Source organism: Paenibacillus sp. G34 (genome assembly GCF_056856875.1).
Genome location: NZ_CM166469.1, coordinates 4568111 through 4586715, shown reverse-complemented (window position 1 = coordinate 4586715; position 18605 = coordinate 4568111). Strand labels below are relative to the sequence as shown.

The 18605-nt window shown below is 45.7% G+C and carries 11 protein-coding genes; 5 read left to right on the top strand and 6 right to left on the bottom strand.

Annotated elements, in window-relative coordinates; all coding sequences use genetic code 11:
• Positions 1-135: 135 nt before the first annotated feature.
• A complete protein-coding gene (locus tag AC1VYS_RS20865; RefSeq protein ID WP_482911285.1) occupies positions 136-1164 on the top strand; it encodes a leucine-rich repeat domain-containing protein in 1029 nt (342 codons plus the stop codon).
• A gap of 40 nt (positions 1165-1204) precedes the next feature.
• Here the strand turns inward: AC1VYS_RS20865 and AC1VYS_RS20860 are convergent, their stop codons facing one another.
• Entirely contained in the window at positions 1205-1924 is a 720-nt protein-coding gene (locus AC1VYS_RS20860) for an SDR family oxidoreductase (RefSeq protein WP_482911284.1), read from the bottom strand.
• 182 nt (positions 1925-2106) lie between these two features.
• The gene (locus AC1VYS_RS20855; RefSeq protein ID WP_482911283.1) at positions 2107-2475 is read right to left on the bottom strand and encodes a winged helix-turn-helix transcriptional regulator; all 369 of its coding nucleotides are present in this window, start codon (positions 2473-2475) and stop codon (positions 2107-2109) included.
• A 198-nt stretch (positions 2476-2673) separates the two neighbouring features.
• Here AC1VYS_RS20855 and AC1VYS_RS20850 point away from each other — a divergent pair, with 198 nt between their 5' ends.
• On the top strand, positions 2674-3204 hold the full coding sequence (locus tag AC1VYS_RS20850) for an NAD(P)H-dependent oxidoreductase (protein WP_482911282.1): 531 nt from the start codon (positions 2674-2676) through the stop codon (positions 3202-3204).
• Between the two features lie 139 nt (positions 3205-3343).
• Here the strand turns inward: AC1VYS_RS20850 and AC1VYS_RS20845 are convergent, their stop codons facing one another.
• Together AC1VYS_RS20845 and AC1VYS_RS20840 are read right to left on the bottom strand one after the other, a co-directional pair.
• The gene (locus AC1VYS_RS20845) at positions 3344-4909 is read right to left on the bottom strand and encodes a glycoside hydrolase family 43 protein (protein ID WP_482911281.1); all 1566 of its coding nucleotides are present in this window, start codon (positions 4907-4909) and stop codon (positions 3344-3346) included.
• 48 nt (positions 4910-4957) lie between these two features.
• Positions 4958-6895, bottom strand: a complete 1938-nt coding sequence (locus AC1VYS_RS20840; RefSeq protein ID WP_482915079.1) for a carbohydrate-binding protein — start codon at positions 6893-6895, stop codon at positions 4958-4960.
• Between the two features lie 885 nt (positions 6896-7780).
• Between AC1VYS_RS20840 and AC1VYS_RS20835 the strand changes: the two genes are divergently transcribed.
• The 3 genes from AC1VYS_RS20835 (at position 7781) to AC1VYS_RS20825 (ending at position 10974) form a co-directional block, all read left to right on the top strand.
• Positions 7781-8140 (top strand): hypothetical protein, encoded by a 360-nt coding sequence (locus AC1VYS_RS20835; protein WP_482911280.1) that lies wholly within the window; start codon positions 7781-7783, stop codon positions 8138-8140.
• A 36-nt stretch (positions 8141-8176) separates the two neighbouring features.
• Positions 8177-9793, top strand: coding sequence for an exosporium glycoprotein BclB-related protein (locus tag AC1VYS_RS20830; RefSeq protein ID WP_482911279.1), 1617 nt, complete (start codon positions 8177-8179; stop codon positions 9791-9793).
• Positions 9794-10029: 236 nt separating this feature from the next.
• Positions 10030-10974, top strand: coding sequence for a DUF5050 domain-containing protein (locus AC1VYS_RS20825; protein WP_482911278.1), 945 nt, complete (start codon positions 10030-10032; stop codon positions 10972-10974).
• A 126-nt stretch (positions 10975-11100) separates the two neighbouring features.
• Here the strand turns inward: AC1VYS_RS20825 and AC1VYS_RS20820 are convergent, their stop codons facing one another.
• A complete protein-coding gene (locus AC1VYS_RS20820) occupies positions 11101-13062 on the bottom strand; it encodes an AraC family transcriptional regulator (RefSeq protein WP_482911277.1) in 1962 nt (653 codons plus the stop codon).
• Positions 13063-13351: 289 nt separating this feature from the next.
• The gene (locus AC1VYS_RS20815; RefSeq protein WP_482911276.1) at positions 13352-18325 is read right to left on the bottom strand and encodes a discoidin domain-containing protein; all 4974 of its coding nucleotides are present in this window, start codon (positions 18323-18325) and stop codon (positions 13352-13354) included.
• Between the last annotated feature and the right edge of the window lie 280 nt (positions 18326-18605).

Below are 18605 nucleotides of genomic sequence, written 5' to 3'. Positions count from 1 at the left end.
GGATCACAGATGGGAGATTGATTTGGTATAATATGTTTATAAAAAGTTGTAATTTAATTAATTCTTAACCATCGGAATATAGGTTGAATGAAATGCATGATGTGAACTGGACTGAACAGGACAGGGGGAAGGGGAATGACTCAATTTTGGCATGCTTCGATACAGGGAATGCCCTGGAATGAAGAAAAAATGAACCAGGCGGTGCAGCATTTGCGCCGCAGGGCAACGGTTCATTTTCGTGTTGGCGTGGATACGTATGAGGATTTGACTGAACTGGACATGAACGTTTTTGCAGTCAGGCCTGATCTGATTCTTCACATATCCAATACGGATATTGAAGCGAAATATCCATCAAACTTTCTAGGACGTTTAGCGCAGTTGAAACATGTGTCTGCCTTACAGCTGGACTGTGCACAGGTGCAGGATCTGACCATACTAGGAGCCTTGAAGCAATTGGTATTTCTGAGATTGAACTCACCCGCGAAAGCAACGGATCTGTGTTTTATTGAACAATATCAGCAGTTAGCTTATCTTGAACTGCACGGCAAATTCAAAAAAATGATCTCCTTAGAAAAATGTCAGTGTCTGGAGACCATCATCCTGAACTGTCCGGTGGATAGTCTCGAGGTGTTAACACAACTGCCGAAGCTCGAGTATTTGTCTCTGGATCATTGTGAGTTAAAGAGCGAGCTGGGAGTGTTGGCACAGTCCACCATCCGTATGCTCAAGCTTAGCTCGGTGCGGAAATTGATGAATATCCAGGGACTGGAGCAGATGCACGGACTTGAGTATTTGCATGTATCCCTGCCCAAATTGGAACAATGTTGTGATTTCTCGCAGATGCCCCTGCTAAAACAGCTTGAACTGAGTTACATGAAATCGCTCCAAGATATCGAGTGTTTATGGACAGCCCGTGCACTTGAGGTCTTGGAGCTGAAGGAAATCAATACAGCCATCAAAGCGGCTTCATTTGTTAGACTGGCAGAGCTTGATCAGCTTCGACAGGTGGATTTCCGTTTTATTGATTTTAATAAAGGGCGCATTGCAGCTATACGAGAACAGCTTATCCAACAAGGGAAGTCACATGTCATCTATGAACATATTCCCGAACAACAACGAATCCAGTCAATGGCCATTGAGCATGTTTCCCGATATTTAATGTGAAAATCCAGCGTTCAAATTCGATAGAATTCAGCCCTTTTTACTACGTATTCATATCGGTAAGAGCAGGTACGTTAATCTCTTTTACACAGGCCGCTCTGGACAAGCTAACGATACACTGCACGATGGACACCATATCTTGAACAGGAATGCGTGTCCCGTCATACTCTGACAGCGCGCGTTCCATTCCATCTTCGTAGGGAATCTCTGCTGCCAGTTCTCCCGGATTAATGCACGTTACGGCGATGTGATCCCGCCGGGTATGTTCTCTGAGTGCTTCTGTAATTCCACGGATGGCAAACTTGGAGGCAACAAAAGAAACCTGAGTGCTACCAGCATTGCTTAAACCTGCTGTGGAGCCGATAAGAATGATCTTGCCTGCTGCAGACTTGCGAAGCTGAGGCAGTAGAGCTTGAATGCATACAATGGTGGACGTTATATTCACATGGATCAGCTCTTGAATATCGGAAGGCTCATCCTGATCAAAGGTGTAGTGTTCCTCAAATCCTTCCTTTTCCCAAATACCTACGTTATAAATAAGCACATCCAACGTTTCGCCCTGTAGCTGCTCTGCAATCTGTTTGGCGGCTTGAAGCTCCGAGAGATCGGCCTGAATCCATACGCGCTGTACACCGTCTTCCAGTTGCAGACTTTCTGGTTTGCTGCGGGATACAACCCACACTTTATCTCCTGCCTGCGGCACTCCGCGGACAAATGCGTCCCCTAATCCTTTACTAGCACCAAATACAATATATTTTTTCATATGTAAAAACCTCCAGACGATACAGATTGGATTCACACTCAAGTGTCCTGTTTGTTATGCCAAAGGAGTTACTTCATAGGAGTGTGGCATTTAAGAATCCAACCTACATCAAAATTAATAATGATAATGATATTTTACTATATAGGAGGGATATGGGAGATGAAGGTTACATGAGAGATGCTTCATTCGTAGAGCTTCCTTTGTTCATCGGATAACAAAACAATGTCTTCTCCGCGTTGTTGCCTTAGCGCGATATTATCCCTTCCCCAAGTACACATCACATCCACAATCGTATTCGCTGTGACACCATATTCCGTAAGACTATACTCGACCTTGGGTGGCATTTGCTGATACACATGTCTTGTGACAAGACCATCACGTTCCAATTCGCGTAATTGTTGAATCAGTACTTTTTGGGAAATGCCGGGCATGCTGCGCTCTAGTTCTCCTGTTCGTTTGACACCTGACATTAATAAACAGATGATGATCGCTTTCCACTTACCGCCAATGATTTCGAGTGTAGCTTCAATGCCCAAACGATATTCCTTCATTCATATCACCTCGTTGGATTTATACGTATTTACAGGGATAACTATTTATTTTCTCACAGTTACAAAGCAGAAGTCCATACACACCTTGAGGTAAGTATCTTACTTCATTGTGTGTATTTTCTTTTGGAGTGACGGGGTGGATAATGAACCGTAATCAAGAAAAGAAATCAGTCTGTTTTAAAGAGAGGAAGGCATGCAATGAAAACACTGATTATTCTGGCACATCCGAATATGACAACTTCAAGAGTAAATCGTCGCTGGAAAATGGAGCTGGAGCAGCACGCAGATGAGGTGCATATTCACGAATTATACGAGACTTATCCTGATTGGAACATCAACGTTGTTCGCGAACAGGAGTTACTGGAGGCGCATGATCATATTATTTTGCAGTTTCCGTTCTATTGGTATAGTTACCCGCCGCTGCTCAAAAAATGGCTGGATGATGTGTTCACGCATGGATGGGCTTATGGATCGAAGGGCAATCGATTGCATGGAAAGCGGATGGGACTGGCCATGACAATCGGAGATCAGCGGGAGAATTACGGAAAAGGACAGCCGGTAGGTTTTAGTGTAGAAGAACTGATTACACCGTTCAAGGCAAGTATGAATCATGTGGGCGTTACGGCACTGCCGCATTATGCTGTCTTTGGTGCCTCATTCCAGGCAAGTGATGAAGAGATTGACCACAGTGCTAAAGCGTATATCCAATATATTAAAGCGTTCAAGTGAGATGTTTTTATAAAAATAATGAAAATGACCTGGCTCCGCACATAGCGGAGTTCCAGGCCACAGTTTTATTGCAAGTGTACTTCAAGTGTACCTCGATTCGCAGTACTGATTCTAAAAATCAGCAGTACGTTCATCACGCTTACTCCACACGGAAGAAGTCAAAATCAGCATAACCTCCGGTAGATTTGGTAGCGTAGTTAAACAATGCAAAGCGGTAACCCATAAAGTGTGGCAACGTATAGGACATCTGTAGTGTATTGCCAATGGTTGTCCAGTTCGTTCCATTCAGACTGTAGGCGAAATAGGCTTTATCTGTCTGATTGGTGAAGTCACAGATAACCCGCAGATAAATTTTGTTCTGGTTCAGGGGCACACTTGCCACCTCTGTCATCGTGCCAGAACTGGCATTTGTCATTACGATTGACTTGGTATTACCTGTCATCTTGACACCCACAAAGCCATATTTGGCCTGAAAAGCGGCTAGGCCGGCATAATCGCCATCCTTCATACCCGCCGTTTCCAAGGCGGTAATGCCTGTACTTTTTGGCCCAAACGTGCGTTGTGTCAGTGTATTGCGAGCCTCCAATATATTTTTGCTGAGCTTGCCTGTGGTCAGCCGCATGAAGCCGGGACGCTGGCTCAAGGACCATTTTGACGGGTCAGGATTATGATTCCACTGCCAGAACTTCGAGAGAGTAGATGTGCCCGAGGGCGCATTAAACTCATCTGAACCGAAGATTTTAGCGGCTGGCTGTCCTTCCACAGGCATGTTCATCGTCAATGGAACTTTCCCATTAACTCCGAATACAGGCCAGTTATCGGACCAGGTTATCGGTACTAGATATGGAATACGTCCAACGGCTCCTCGATCGCGAAACAGGAAACCATACCATGAACCAGATGCGGTATCTATGATCCCTCCTTGCGCGATGCCTGAATCTCTGAGTACCACTTTGCCCGTATAGGGCCCTGTCAATGAGTTTGCGCGATAGGCAAGCTGGATTCGTCCATCACCGGAAGGCCAAGCAATCAGGAAGACGTAATACATACCGTTAATCTTCTGAATGTGCGCGCCTTCTGCTTTTACAATCATATTGGAGCCAGCAATATTACTAGCATTCGGGATCAACACTTGATTCATACCGCCGGATTTCACAGCTTTGGCATCAGGTGTTAACTCGACGATGCTGATGTTATCACTGCCGTGGACAAGAAACGTACGGTTTCCGTCAAAGAGCAGGGAGGGATCATGGTAATAACTGTTCAACGTGTAAGGCGTCCACGGTCCGGTTTCGATGTTACTGGTCTGATAGATGTAAGTCCTTCCTGTGGAAAGGGAACCGAATGCGACGTAATAGGTGCCATTATTGTAGCGAAGGCTACTGGCCCAAGACCCGCGCCCGTATTCGTTCTGACCGTTATTCAGGTTCTGTACATCACCATTGCCAAGTGTGTCATATACATAGTTCACAATGCTCCAGTTGACCAGATCGGTTGACTTCATGACAGGAACGCCCGGGTTCATGTGCATGGTGGTGCTGGTCATATAGAAGGTATTGCCCACGCGAATGACATCGCTATCCGGTACATCTGCATAGATGACCGGATTGTTAAACGTTGCCGCAGAGGCAGACTGCGGGGTCAATGGCAACGATGTTAACAGCAGAGGAAGTGTGAGCAGGAGCACCCCGATTTTTTTCCACATAACTACTCCTCCTGGAATGTCAAAATCCACAGAAAATAGATAAATTAATTACGAAATTTCAAGATAATCGATGTAAGCATCCCAAGTACCGTTATCCGTTGTCACAACCAGCTTGATCTCCTGATTTCCTGTGGCGTGTGTGATGTTTGGCAAAGTTTGAACCGTTGGCTGTGTTCCGGTAAAAAAGAACGAACCAGCGGTTACCCCGCCGATAACGAGATCAACACGGGCTGTACTATTGTTGTTGGAAGCACCCCGAAGAGAGAACTGATGTGTAGGGTTAGCAAAAAATTGATTGTACGATGCAGAATCATTATTCGCATAGAGTGCCACACCGTTAAATGGAGAACTAATCAACCCGGCATATTGACCGGCAAGGGTCATGCTTTCCGCTTCAACGCGAGTCACGTTTGGATTTGGATTCGGGTTGGGATTTGGATTGGGGTTACCACCGGAACCGGAAGTAAACTGCCAGTAATCCAGATTGAACAGATTTCCGTTACCTGAGCCTGTAAACACCAGATATAGATGATGACGTCCGGTTGTATTGGTGATATTGGTTTCGATCTCACGCCAGTTCTGCATGCCACCCGTCGAAGTGACGTTAAGCGTGCCGATCAGTGTACCTGTCGGGCTGCCAAGGCGAAGTTCGATGTTACCATTTCCAGTAGAAGCTACGTTGGCCTTGAATTTCGATGCACCTGTTGAACCAAAATCCACATTACTTACAGCAACCCAGTCTCCATTATTGATATTGGTTACATTTTGGTTAGCCGTTGGTCCACCGCTTGCTTGAGTCGGCTGTGTATTGATGCCAGCTTGCCAAGCAATCGTCTCGGCTTCCACTCTGTTATACGGATTAAGGTTAGCTGTCTGAGGCACACCTGTCATGTTCCCCTGTACTTCTTGAATCGATCCGTCTGCGTTATGTGTCAGTCTGTTGATGTGGGTAGAACGATATCCTTTGCCATCACCGAGGAAGGCTTTACTCACTGTTTGTGCATGATACGCGACATACCATTGGTTATTGAACTGGAACACGGCATGATGGTTGTTGCCACCTACACCGAAGAATGTACCCGGATTTTTGAGGAAATGTCCTTTGTATGTGAACGGCCCCATCGGACTGTCACTTACCATATATCCGATTTCACCTTTTGGGTAGGCTGCCGGATGGTTTCCAGCAAAGTTGATGCAATACGAGTAATAATATTTGCCGTTGTACTTATGGATACCGGAATCTTCAAACATATAAGGTGCATCAATAGTCGTAGCACTGCCAACCACACTTGTCATGTCGGCGCCAAGACGAATAACTCGTGCTGTTTTTGGATTTGCAATGGAAGCTGCATTGGTATCGTTCGGAATACCGCCACCTGCATACAGATAAGCGGAGCCATCGTCATCGACAAGCACAGCCGGGTCAAAGAGCCAAGTTACGCCCGACATCCCAGGAGTTCCGTGGGTAACAAGTGCCCGTCCGATTGGATCAGACCATGGGCCGATCGGGGAATCTGCTGTCAAAACACCGATTCCTGCACCGGAGTTGGCGAAATACAGGAAAAACTTATCTTTACCTGCAATTGTTTTCTTGGCCATTGCTGGCGCCCAGGACTGGCTTGCCCATCTGGCAATGCCTTGTCCATTGTTAGCATTGTTTGCACCGGCTACCGGAATATAGCCGTGGTCCGTCCAGTTCACCATGTCAGCCGAGGAGATTACGCTGATTCTTCCGATGGTGCCGTAGTTATTTTCGCGGACAGAGCCATCATTGTTGTAGAGGAAGGTATCACCTGTCATGTAGACGTAGACCCGATTGTTGTGAACAAGCACGTAAGGGTCGGCTCCCAATTTGTGATCAACTAGTGGATTGGCATTTACAGGCGTTTTGGCCACGGCATTATTCGCTGCATAGCTGGACTCAGCGGGTAGAATGGAAAAAACCAGAATTAGTGACATCAGCAGAGCTAGTGGTTTACGGATGATCATACGTTCGCCTCCATTGAATTAGTGTGGGATAGTGTTATTGGGTGTTACCCTTAATGGTTGGACAGAGCTGTTGGATGAGAGAGTTACAGTGAGAAGAAAAAGAAGTAGGATGAGTTAATGTTCTTTATCACACCTCCTTTCAAAGAAGAGATCGATTGAATCATTCATGTTTGTGATCTATGGCTTAAGCCATACAACCTGTACAGAGAATAGCTATCTACTGTAGCAAGTTGACAGCGGTAACCCAGGAATAGGGTGGGGGAAGTACGAACTTGTGTGTGAAAAAGTATATAATTTGTCCTGTTGTGCAATGTAATCGCTTTCAATAGAATGGTTTTAAAAAGAAAAAAACAGAGTTGTGACTCGTTTTATGTAATTATTTTTCATTTTTGTTTTAAAATGTTTTTTGTGGTTGACGATATCATATCACATTTCTGTCACAATACAATCACTTTCTATCAAAATTTGTAAGAAAAAGTGGAGTGGAAGGTTGAATGCTTTATTTCAACATATTGTGCAACATGTCAAATCGGTATTTTTAACACTTCATATGTCTTTATGATTCATTGGACTCGAGTATAAACAGTAGGTTTATTCAATGTAAGAGTGACATTAATAAGATCTATCCAATGGTAGCCGTAGCTCCTTCATTTCGTGAGGAACGGTCATTTTTGTGTTGAAATACATACATCAGGATTATACCTATTTACAAGCTTTATAGGATGAAATTTTAGATGTTCATGGCAGTTATGGTTTGATAATGGTGAACTGTCCCCTGTCTATGGTCCACACCGCTGATCTAGTGAATGAATATGACTAATATGTGATCCATGATGTCAAGAAAAGCTAGAGTAAGAGGCTCACAAAAGGTGGGATGGGAAAATGGCTATATTATCAACTGGACCGATCGAGAATAATGCCGTTTCCGGGGTAAGGCCGACACAACAGGTAACGATCAGATTGGTGAGTCGGGCTGCTGTAGATGCGGCAAGTGTATCTGTTCAGGGTTATGTGCTGAGTACAACAAGAACGCTGTATGTAAGTGAATTGATCAGCATTGCACCGAATGAAGCAGTAACCCGAAATTATTTTGCAGATGTAGATGCATTTGAATTTGTGTTTGGAATAAGTGATGAACGAGTGGGAGACGTCGGAATCTCAGTGTGGGGCAAAGATTCGTCAGGTCAGTTGGTGGATGCACACCGGGTAGTGGAACACGAAAAAACAGTTCAAGATTTGTAGAAAAAAAGACTTTTTTCGAAAGAAGGGAATATAGCGATGAGCTTTTTATCGACAGGGCCGATCGAAAACAACGCTGTTAGTGGTGTAAGACCAACTCAATCCGTGACGGTTAGAATTGATAACCGCAGTGATGTAACAGCCTCATCTGTTCTAATAGAAGGGTATTACATGAGTGGCGGGTTGAGAGTGTTGTATGTCAGTGAATCTTTGGACATCGCACCTAATCAAGTCATAACGAATAACTACTTTGCTAATCTGGATGCATTTGAATTCACGTTTACTACAACAGCGACGGTAAATGATCCTGTTCAAGTTTCAGTATGGGGTAAGAGTAGCACGGGTTCTTTGGTAACAGCACATCGTTTGGTTTCTTCCGAATTGTTGGGTGAAGTGCTTGGTACGACTGGAGTTACAGGAGCTACAGGTGCAACCGGAGCAACGGGTGCGACTGGTCCAGCAGGAGGAGCTACCGGAGCAACGGGTGCGACTGGTGTAACTGGCGCAACTGGAGCAACGGGCCTGGCGGGAGTAACGGGTGCAACCGGAGCAACAGGTCTTGCGGGAGTGACGGGCGCAACCGGAGCAACAGGTCTGGCAGGAGTAACGGGCGCGACCGGAGCAACAGGTCTGGCAGGAGTGACGGGTGCAACCGGAGCAACAGGTCTGGCAGGAGTGACGGGTGCGACCGGAGCAACGGGCCTGGCGGGAGTAACGGGCGCGACCGGAGCAACAGGTCTTGCAGGAGTAACGGGCGCGACCGGAGCAACGGGTCTGGCAGGAGTAACGGGTGCAACCGGAGCAACAGGTCTGGCAGGAGTGACGGGTGCGACCGGAGCAACGGGTCTGGCAGGAGTAACGGGTGCAACCGGAGCAACAGGTCTTGCGGGAGTAACGGGCGCGACCGGAGCAACAGGTCTTACAGGAGTGACGGGTGAGACCGGAGCGACAGGTCTTGCGGGAGTAACGGGCGCAACCGGAGCAACAGGTCTTACAGGAGTAACGGGCGCGACCGGAGCAACAGGTCTTGCGGGAGTGACGGGTGCAACCGGAGCAACGGGTCTGGCAGGAGTAACGGGCGCGACCGGAGCAACAGGTCTTGCGGGAGTGACGGGTGCAACCGGAGCAACAGGTTCTGGAGCGATTATCCCTTATGCATCTGGGTTACCAGCTTCGTTGACTACTGTTCTGGGCGGACTTTTGAATACCTCCAGCTTGGTTGGCTTTGGTAATAATGCGTCTGGAATAACGATTAATGGAGGAATCATCGATCTCACCGGCGCTGCCGGAACTTTGCTTAACTTTGCGTTCTCGGCATCACGAGCAGGGACGATTACTTCACTGGCTGCTTATTTTAGTACGACAGCTGCACTTAACCTGGCTCTGTCTACAGTAACGATAACTGCACAATTATTCCGTTCGACTACACCAAATAATACCTTTACGGCTGTACCAGGAGCACTGGTCACCTTGGCACCAGCGTTGACTGGCGCATTGTCATTAGGCACAATCGCCAGCGGATTGACCTCAGGTCTGAGTATTCCGGTAGCCGCTGGTGACCGTCTGCTTATGGTCTTCTCAGCATCAGTAACCGCCGGAGCTGATCTGGCTGCAACAATTGCGGGATATGCAAGCGGCGGTCTTACTATCACTTAATGAAATCTTTTACAGTAAAATTTGTAAATTAAAGAAAAAAAATAACCTTTTGCCATATGGTGAGAGGTTCTTTCATCTAAGTTGACTTATACGTATGCTCACTTCATTTACATGCCGAGTCTGTAGTTATTTTATAACGAAGAGGATACCAGAATGTGGAGTAAAAGGATTGTTCTATTTTTAAATTCCACTTACAATATTTAATGTAGAAAAATACATAATTTAGGGAGAAAAGAATGAGTAGAAAATGGTTGGTAGCGTTATTAAGTGTGATCATGTTGTTAGGTGTAGTACCTGTATATGGGGCTGAGGATTCCGCTAAAACTTTAGTATGGGAAGGTTATGAAGATGACGGAGATTTGATGGGCATCAACGTTACAACATTCACAGGTAATAGAAGCAAAACAGAGTCTATATTCCCTAAGCGAGTTTCAGATGTAAAATGGGTTGGAGAGTGGATCTATTTTCTGATTGAAAATGAGCAAGACCCTTGGAATCGTCAGATGGCTAAAATTAAGAAAGATGGATCGGCATTAACCTCACTTAACAAAGAGGATAATTTTGCAAGGTTTACTGCTGTAGGAGATACGATTTATTTTGTTAAAGATGAAAGGACTGCGGAAACGCCAGATGCGTTGTCTTTCGGCTCAATGAAAACAGATGGTTCAAACGAACATACGATATTGTCTAAATCTCCTTTTTATAATTTTAAAATAAACAACGGACATATCTATTATACAAACAGGGATAATGACAAGTTTTATCGTATGAATTTAGATGGTACAGGGTTGAAGAGCTTATCTTCTAAAGGTGTGGAGTTATACGAATTTTATGGGAAAGTTATGTTTTTTTTGGAGATCGTAGATGGAGGTTATAGCTACAAAGGTCATTTTTCCGATTTAAATGCAAATATAAAAAAAACATTTGCCTCTAAAGAGTATATTGATCCCGTAGCATATATAAATAATAAGTTTTATTATCGAAGTTTTTCGGTAGACAAGAATGGCAATAATAAGAGTGACTTGTATCTTTATAATCGTTATACAGGCAAGAAGAGCAAGCTGCGTTCTTTAGACGCAAATGATCGATTTATAGGTACAGTAGGCGATGGTCTTGCATTTCTTTCTTTTGAGAAAGGCACGATTTATAAGCTTGGATATGATGGTAAAATCAAAAAGTAATTCATTGCAGAAAAAGGGATCTCTCGCTAAAAAGGCTTGAGGTCCCTATTTATGTGTCCGTAAAATTGAGCCATTATTTTATGATTCGATCAGAAGGTTAAAATCGGCAATAGAGCTTCCTGGGTTTCACTTCGAATTTGTTAAGCTGTCTACGACAAATTGAAGCTGGGCTTCCAGTGAAATGGGATCACTGAATACGAAGCCTCGGCTATTTTCACGATAAACACGATTGTTCTTGACAGCAGGAAGGTTCTCCCACACCTTGCCTTCAAATATCGGAGCAACATTTTCTTCACCAGTCCAGCCACTAATAAAAATGTAATCCCCTGCGTATTGAGGTAACAATTCCAGAGAGAGCTTGGCCCAGCCTTTTCCACTGTCAATGGCCTCTTTTTGAATTATAGGGGGTGCTTTCAGATCAAACTCTCCATAGATAATATCTCCACCTCGGCCAAAGCTGCCATAGGCATAAAACTCTTTGGCACTTCCTGAATCAAAGATTGATACAGAACGATCACCAACAGCTTGTCTCACCAGCGGTTTGTATTTAGCAATTTTGGTATCCCAGTCTGCAATCCACGCGTTTGCCTGTTCTTCTCTGCCCGTCATTTTGCCAAATTCGATCAATTGCTTGCGAAAAGGAACTCCGTATTCCACGGCAACGGTCGGTGCAATTTTGGACAGTTTTTCTATCGTTTCTGCATCATTCCAGACCACGATTAAATCCGGCTGCAGCTCCATTATTTTCTCGTAAGGTACGTCATTTCCAATATTTACGACATCATCAAGCTTTCCTTCAGTATAACTGTTGAAAGATTCGTCCCCAGCTCCAACGGGTTTAAGCCCAAGGGCTAACAAGTGCCCTGTGAATGCGCCTGCCACCATAACTACACGTTGAGGATTTTTGGGGATCTGCACGTCGCCGTTAATTGCAGTGTAAGTTACTAACTCCGAATTGTTGCTTGTTGCCGTGCTAGATGTCGTATTTGTGCCAACCGCCGGACTTGATGTGCTGCCACTCGTTGAAGCTGTGCTTGCTGGTTTGGCGCATGCAGTAACTAAAAGAGTCAGGCACAACAGCAAAGTAATGCCGACGGGTAATTTTCGTTTATACATCCGTAAATCTCCTTTTTCGTCTTTTTGATAATGATTATCATTACTGTTATCAATATAACGACGAAGTTTACGGGGAGCAATGGATGATCCAAGCTTTATAATAGGATGATCGGCGTTTTTTGCTGAGGAAAATCCCTCGCTTTTAAATTGTTTTGGCGTAATACCGGTTTGTTTTTTGAACATTCGAATAAAGTAGGATACATCTGGATATCCGACGGTTGCCGCAATTTCATGTAGAGACAAGTTTGTTCTGAGCAGAAGTTCTTCTGCTTTCATAATCCGAACGCGTATCAAATAGTCAATAATACTTGTGCCAGTTTCACGCTTGAAGCATTTTGAAAGGTAGGGCCCGCTATAGTGAAAGGTTTGTGCGAGTGTTTCCCTGGTCAAGGGTTCAGCATAGTATTCCTGAATGTAACGTATGAGCTGAGAGGTCAAGTTGGGTGATGTTGTTGTAACTTGCTGCTGATCCATTTGTTTAAATAAATCGTAGACGAATTGATAAAACAGCGCTTTGACATGTAGATGCTCTAACCGCTTTGAAGTATGCCATTCGCTAAGCATTTGTTCGGCCAGTTTGTAAAGGATAGCGGGGTGGAGAGGAACAAAGCCATATTGAAGACGGAATGGCACCAGTTGATCCATCTGTCCGATGACATGCCTTTCAGCAGATTTTGGCAAGAAAGCTTTATAAAGAATCAGATAATAATGAAAGGTATCCTCTGTGAGGGTAATATCCAGACGTGCGCCTTTGCCTCCATGTAATATATAAAAAGGTTTTGAGACATGCTGAGTTCCGTCTAAAGTTACAGTTGCACTGCCATGAGTTACGTACAGAAAGGCACTCGCTGGAAAGAAATAAGGAGCAACACGATCACCGGCTTCAATAGTAATATACCGCACATCCATGAGGTTTAACGTCGCCCAATTCCAGACTAGCAGCTGTTCTTGTATATCTATGCTTGCTTCCAATGGAGAGAGTCTCCCTTCCTTAAACTAAAACTATAAAGCCCGTCATGATGGAATTATTGTAATGTATCTAAAACTATTTTCAATGGTTACGTATGATTTGAACAGGATATTTTCTCCACCTAACAAAGAGAACCAGGGAGATCACCCTCAAGTGTGGAGTCTTCTGCTAAATTTAGAAGCGGGTTAATATCAAAAAAACCACCCCTGTCCCGCAAAATGAAGGGAGAGAGGTGGTTAGTTACACGAACGATATTTAAAACTTGGATTGATGATTTTTTAATTTAGCGTATCAGTGGTACAGCTTCAATTCAGCAACAGACCACCACCACTCGGCAGTGTCCCCAGTCAAAGCAATTTTGACATATCGTGCCTTCTGGTTCGTGAACATCACGGAGATCAAAGGATCTGTTCCCACAGCTTCTGAAACCGAATCCCATTGCTCGCCATTTGTTGAAGTGACGATTGTAAAATTGCGGGCATAGTCATTGGTGCTACTACCTGAGTCCATAATTAACCGGCTGAAATTCTGGATGCTTCCCAGATCAATCTGAATCCATTGGTCTGGTTGTTGTGTAGATGCAGAGGTCCAGCGTGAGTTAAGATCATCATCCAGCAGTGCGCTAACGTCTTCAGATGTGGAAGCAGTAACTGTCCAAGACGTCCGATCCAGTTCAGTAGGCAACAAATGATCCTGTTCTCCGGGTGTCCATGGCATCTGATCAGCAGTATATACTGTGATTTCAGCTACAGACCACCAGTGAGAATCCGTTCCGGTCTGAACAATTTTGATATAGCGTGCCTCATGGGGAGTGAAAGCAATAGAGAGCACAGCATTTTCTCCTTCGCCTGTAGCTACAGCTTTACCCCAATTCATGCCATCCAGTGAGGTGAATACTTCAAAACCACGAGCATAATCGTCACTGCTGTGGGCACTATCCAGTACAATCCGGTTCACCGTCTGGGGATCACCCAGATCCAGCTGAAGCCACTCACCACCCGTTTGTGTCTGACCCGAAGTCCAGCGTGATTGGTCCGAACCATCCAGTATCGCTGTTGCAGTTTCCTCATTGGAAGATGCTGTGACGGACCATCCATCCGGAACCAGACGTTTTTGCTTCCCTGTTCCATAGTGCTGAACGAACAACTCAGAGACCGACCACCATTGGTCGGATTCACCCGTCTGTATGATCTTCACATAACGAGCCTGTTGCTCAGCGAAGGAGATAGAAAGACGTCCTGACGCTCCTTCGCCTCCAGCAATGGATGTTCCCCAGTTTTGCCCGTCATCGGAAACGAAAATGCGATATTGCCGCGGATAGTCATCCTTGGCGTTCCCAGAGTCCAACTCTACCGCATCAAAAAGACTCGTTTGTCCAAGATCAATCGTGATCCACTGTCCCTCCGTTTGCTTTCGCCCGTTCGTCCATAACGTCTGTTTATTGCCGTCTAACATGTGAGCTGTGACATCCGTTCCTTGTGTGGAGGATGCGGTTACGATCCAGGTTGAGCGATCAGGCAAAGGGGTAGGCTTTGGATGCTCAGGATCTTGGGCCAATTTTCCGAATCGGGCAAGCTTGAGTTCCGAGATCGACCACCAGCTGTCTGCGGGAGCAGTCAAAACAATTTTGATATAACGCACAGTCTGCATCCCCAAATCGACGGACAAGCTCGGAGATGAGCCTGTTCCCTGTGCAATCGGCTTACTCCAGTTCTCATCGTCCTTGGAAACGTAAACTTCATACCCATGGGCATAATCACCCCAGTTATTGCCGGAGTTCATAAAGAGAGTATCCATCATCTGCTCGCTACCCAGGTCAATATGGAGCCAGTCTCCAGGCTGTTGCGTTTGTCCAGATGACCAGCGGGTAGCCAAATCCCCATCAATCAATCGTTCCACTGCTTCCGAACTGGAAGAGGCGGTAATCGTCCATGTGCTGCGATCGAGATAGGTGACGCCTTGTGAGGCATCCGGTTCCTTGACTACCATATGCTCCAATGGATTGACCTTTACTTGAGCCTTCGCATATACGGTAGCTGAACCCAAAGCCCCGTCCGCATTATAAAAGTGAACCGTTTTGGCGGTATCGGACGGATTCCAGATTTGCGCTGTGTAGACGCCGTCCTTTTCGTAGACGGTTACTGCCGGAGAATCAGCCCAAATATCCATTGTACGTGTTCCCGTGGATGCCATACTATGCATGAACCAATATGCGTTAAAGACCTCGTTTTGCTGCATGTCTTTCGTATTCCACTTTGCAAGAGCGGCCTCCGGGTCCCCGATGGATTGGAAAGGCCAGATGATGTGTTGCCATGTGCGCTCCTGCTGACCACCCAGATCCTTGATCAGACCGTTGTAAAGTGCGGCTGTATTCTTCGGATCACGGCCATAATAGGTCATCCACTCCGCCGGCGGCAGCCAATGAATGCCGTAAATATGCTCGGCGTCGTTGGAGAAGTACGTGCCATACAGGTAAGCACTGCCGTATACATGCCCTACAGTAGCGTGTTTGTATCCTTCCAGCCAGTTGTCTTCATCGTAGTTGAACCAATATTGCTCAGCTGCTTTTTCTTCGGTGACAAAGCCCCAGATGCCTGTATCGCGATAGGCTTTATTCCCTGTGACCTCGCCCCACATATATTGCCCAACCCAACTGAACAGGGCTTCGCCCGCAGCTTCCTGATTGTTTCCGCTGCGATTATCGGCATAACCGCCTGCCCAGGAATGGCCTGAATAGGGATCAAAATTACGCATCCATGGGAATTGGTTGTCTGTGCGCGAAGGATTGGCGTAATCCCGGATCAGCAACTCAACCATATCTCCATAATCCTCTACAAATGTTGGATCATACATAGCTAGCACCGCAGATGCAAAGACGTAATAGCCATACGTAAAATGATGATCCGTTAGCCCGGTGTTGACCCCGAACCCGCTTCCGTAAGGGAAGATCGTCCCCCATTGCTCCGAGTAATAAAAATAATAGGAGTGCAGACGTTCATCCGGTGAGTAAGTGTACCAGTCTGTCAAAATGTTTCTTAACAGGGAAAGGTAGTGGTCCCGACGTTCGTGATCTCCAAGCTGATCGCTAATGAGCACACCCAGCGCAAGAGGATGAAGCTTTTTCCCCTGCCAGTAGGGATCTTCGCTCATTAAATTGCCTGACGTATCTGCATCAAGCTGATCCAGATAACTGATTAATTGCGCGCGTGAGTATGTCGGATCGTCTGGCTCCACGAATTGCGGAATAATGCCGTAGAAACGATCCTGTGTCGTAAAGCTGTTGCCTTCGCTTACTTTCATCATCCCACGAATGGAAGGATAAGTGAGCTCCGTGAGTGGAGTTGTTGCAATTTTCCACTGGTGCGGAAACAAAGCCATTAATGTGCTGCTGGAAAAGTTGGCACGCTTTGTTTGTGTAACGGAGCTGAAGGTCGTTGTAACTTGGGAAGTGCTCTCGTTATAGTTGTAATCAACCTTCGTATCCGTCACAAAAGCATAGGCATGCTGGTAATAGTATGATAATTCTGATGCAGACGGCAGGGTAGCCAGCGACAAATAATTTTCGCTTGATCCCAGCTTGATCTTAAGTGTATTGCCGAGCTTTATGAGTGTGGTTCCTTCTGGTGCATAGAGGCCGTAATTTCTTGTAAAGGTTTGGGGCGAAGGAGCCCTGTCCTGATTGGTGACTTCTACACCAATATGATCTCCAGTCCATGATTCACCGTCTTGCAGTACAATCTCACGGTTTTGATCATCAAACAGACGTGTGATGTTCGGTGAACGGAGCAGGATCGTGTCCGGGTTCTCGAACGTGTTGTACAGGAAAGGGGAGCCTTTGACAAAGGTTGTATTGACCTTTGCCGTGTCATCATCGCTCATGATGATGTTTGCGGAGTAATCTCCGTATCCGGCTACCTTGGTATTCACCTTGGCCGGATTCATACTGCTTGTAGTCAGGATAAGGTCTGCTTCACCATCTGCATCCATCGAATTGCCGTCAGCAGAGAGGTATCCTGCACCAGGATTCAAAATATGAAGTCCCTGTTTGGTGTATCGATTTTTGAACGGAAGTGTAACGAGACTATTTCCATCGCCTAAATCTGAAACAAGAATTGACTGCCACCAGTCATTAGATGGAATCGGAGCGGTGATGTCGGCTGTGCGATTTTTCGGGTTTTTAGGTTGTAGCATCGTGATGTCATTAATGGCATAACTTCCGGCCCCAACCTGTACTGAGCTCATTTCTGGGATAGCCGGGATGGTGTAGACCGGTTGTTCATCACCTTGAATATACTCATATACATCAAAGGCATAGAGCGAATATCCGTTGGTTGTACCTCGGCCAAGCCCTGCAAACTTGACATATCTGGCTTCTGCATATACAGGAATGTCATCTCGTCCACCGTTACTGTGTAACTCCCGAACCAACGTAGTCCATTGCTCTGCATCGTTGGATACCTGAATGTCGTATGCGCGTCCAAACGCATTTTCCCATTGCAGCGAAATTCCTCCGATTTCATGACGCTCGCCAAGGTCCACAACAATCCATTCCTGATCCTTGTATATGGAAGACCAGCGTGTACCTGAGTCACCGTCTGTCACATTGCGAGCTTCATAATTGCGCTTTTCCATCTTGGCCTTATCTTCGGCAGAGCGGCTAGGTTCATCAATCTCTTCCGACGATGCCATTACCGATTTACCAAGGGCAAGGTTGGTAGCAACTGGTTTTGGAGGTGGATTTGCTCCGCCCGTTCCATACACATTGAACTCGTATAGAGATACACCGTAGGCTTGCTGTGCTCGTTCATGACTGAACAAACGTACATATCGTGCATTTGCGGAAACCTCAACTTCCGTCAGACCGCCTTGCCCCTTCGTTGTGGAGTATATTTGCTCCCAGTTAACTTCGTCGTTAGACACTTCGAGGTCAAAGGCGGATGCATAGGCATTTTCCCACTCAATTGAGATGTTGGAGATGGAAGCAACTGCACCCAAGTCAACATAGATCCACTGAGGGTCTTGCTGCCAAACACTTTCCCATCGGGTATTTTTGTTGCCATCCACGGCATGATCGGCTGTATTCCCGCCAAGGGATGAGGAACTATAGACCGGTCTGTTGAGGGATAAGAGATATGACCCCTCTGCTGCAGCGTGTGCTACCTTGCCTGGCCATAGCGGTACACTGCTAATCAACAATAGCATAGATAACAGCAAGTTTACGCAGATGTTACGTTTGTTTCGTGTGTGACTCGTTCGTCCCTTCATATCTTCTTCTCCTTTGTTAGCTCTTGTCTGTTCATCAGACAGAACTTTCTCTTTTTCCTAACAACCTGTTATATGTATGATTCTGTTCTCCCGTGCCGCATGCCTGAGATCGATTTCAGGTTGAAAACATGGGATATGCGGATGTTCATTTGTTGTATATCGATCTTTTGGAGTGGATTATAAAGTTTTTTTAATCGTTTTCGGAGAAAAGGAGACATATGTCCTAGAGGAGATAAGTATGGTGTGTAACTATGAAATGCCGAATTAGGATTACGGTCGG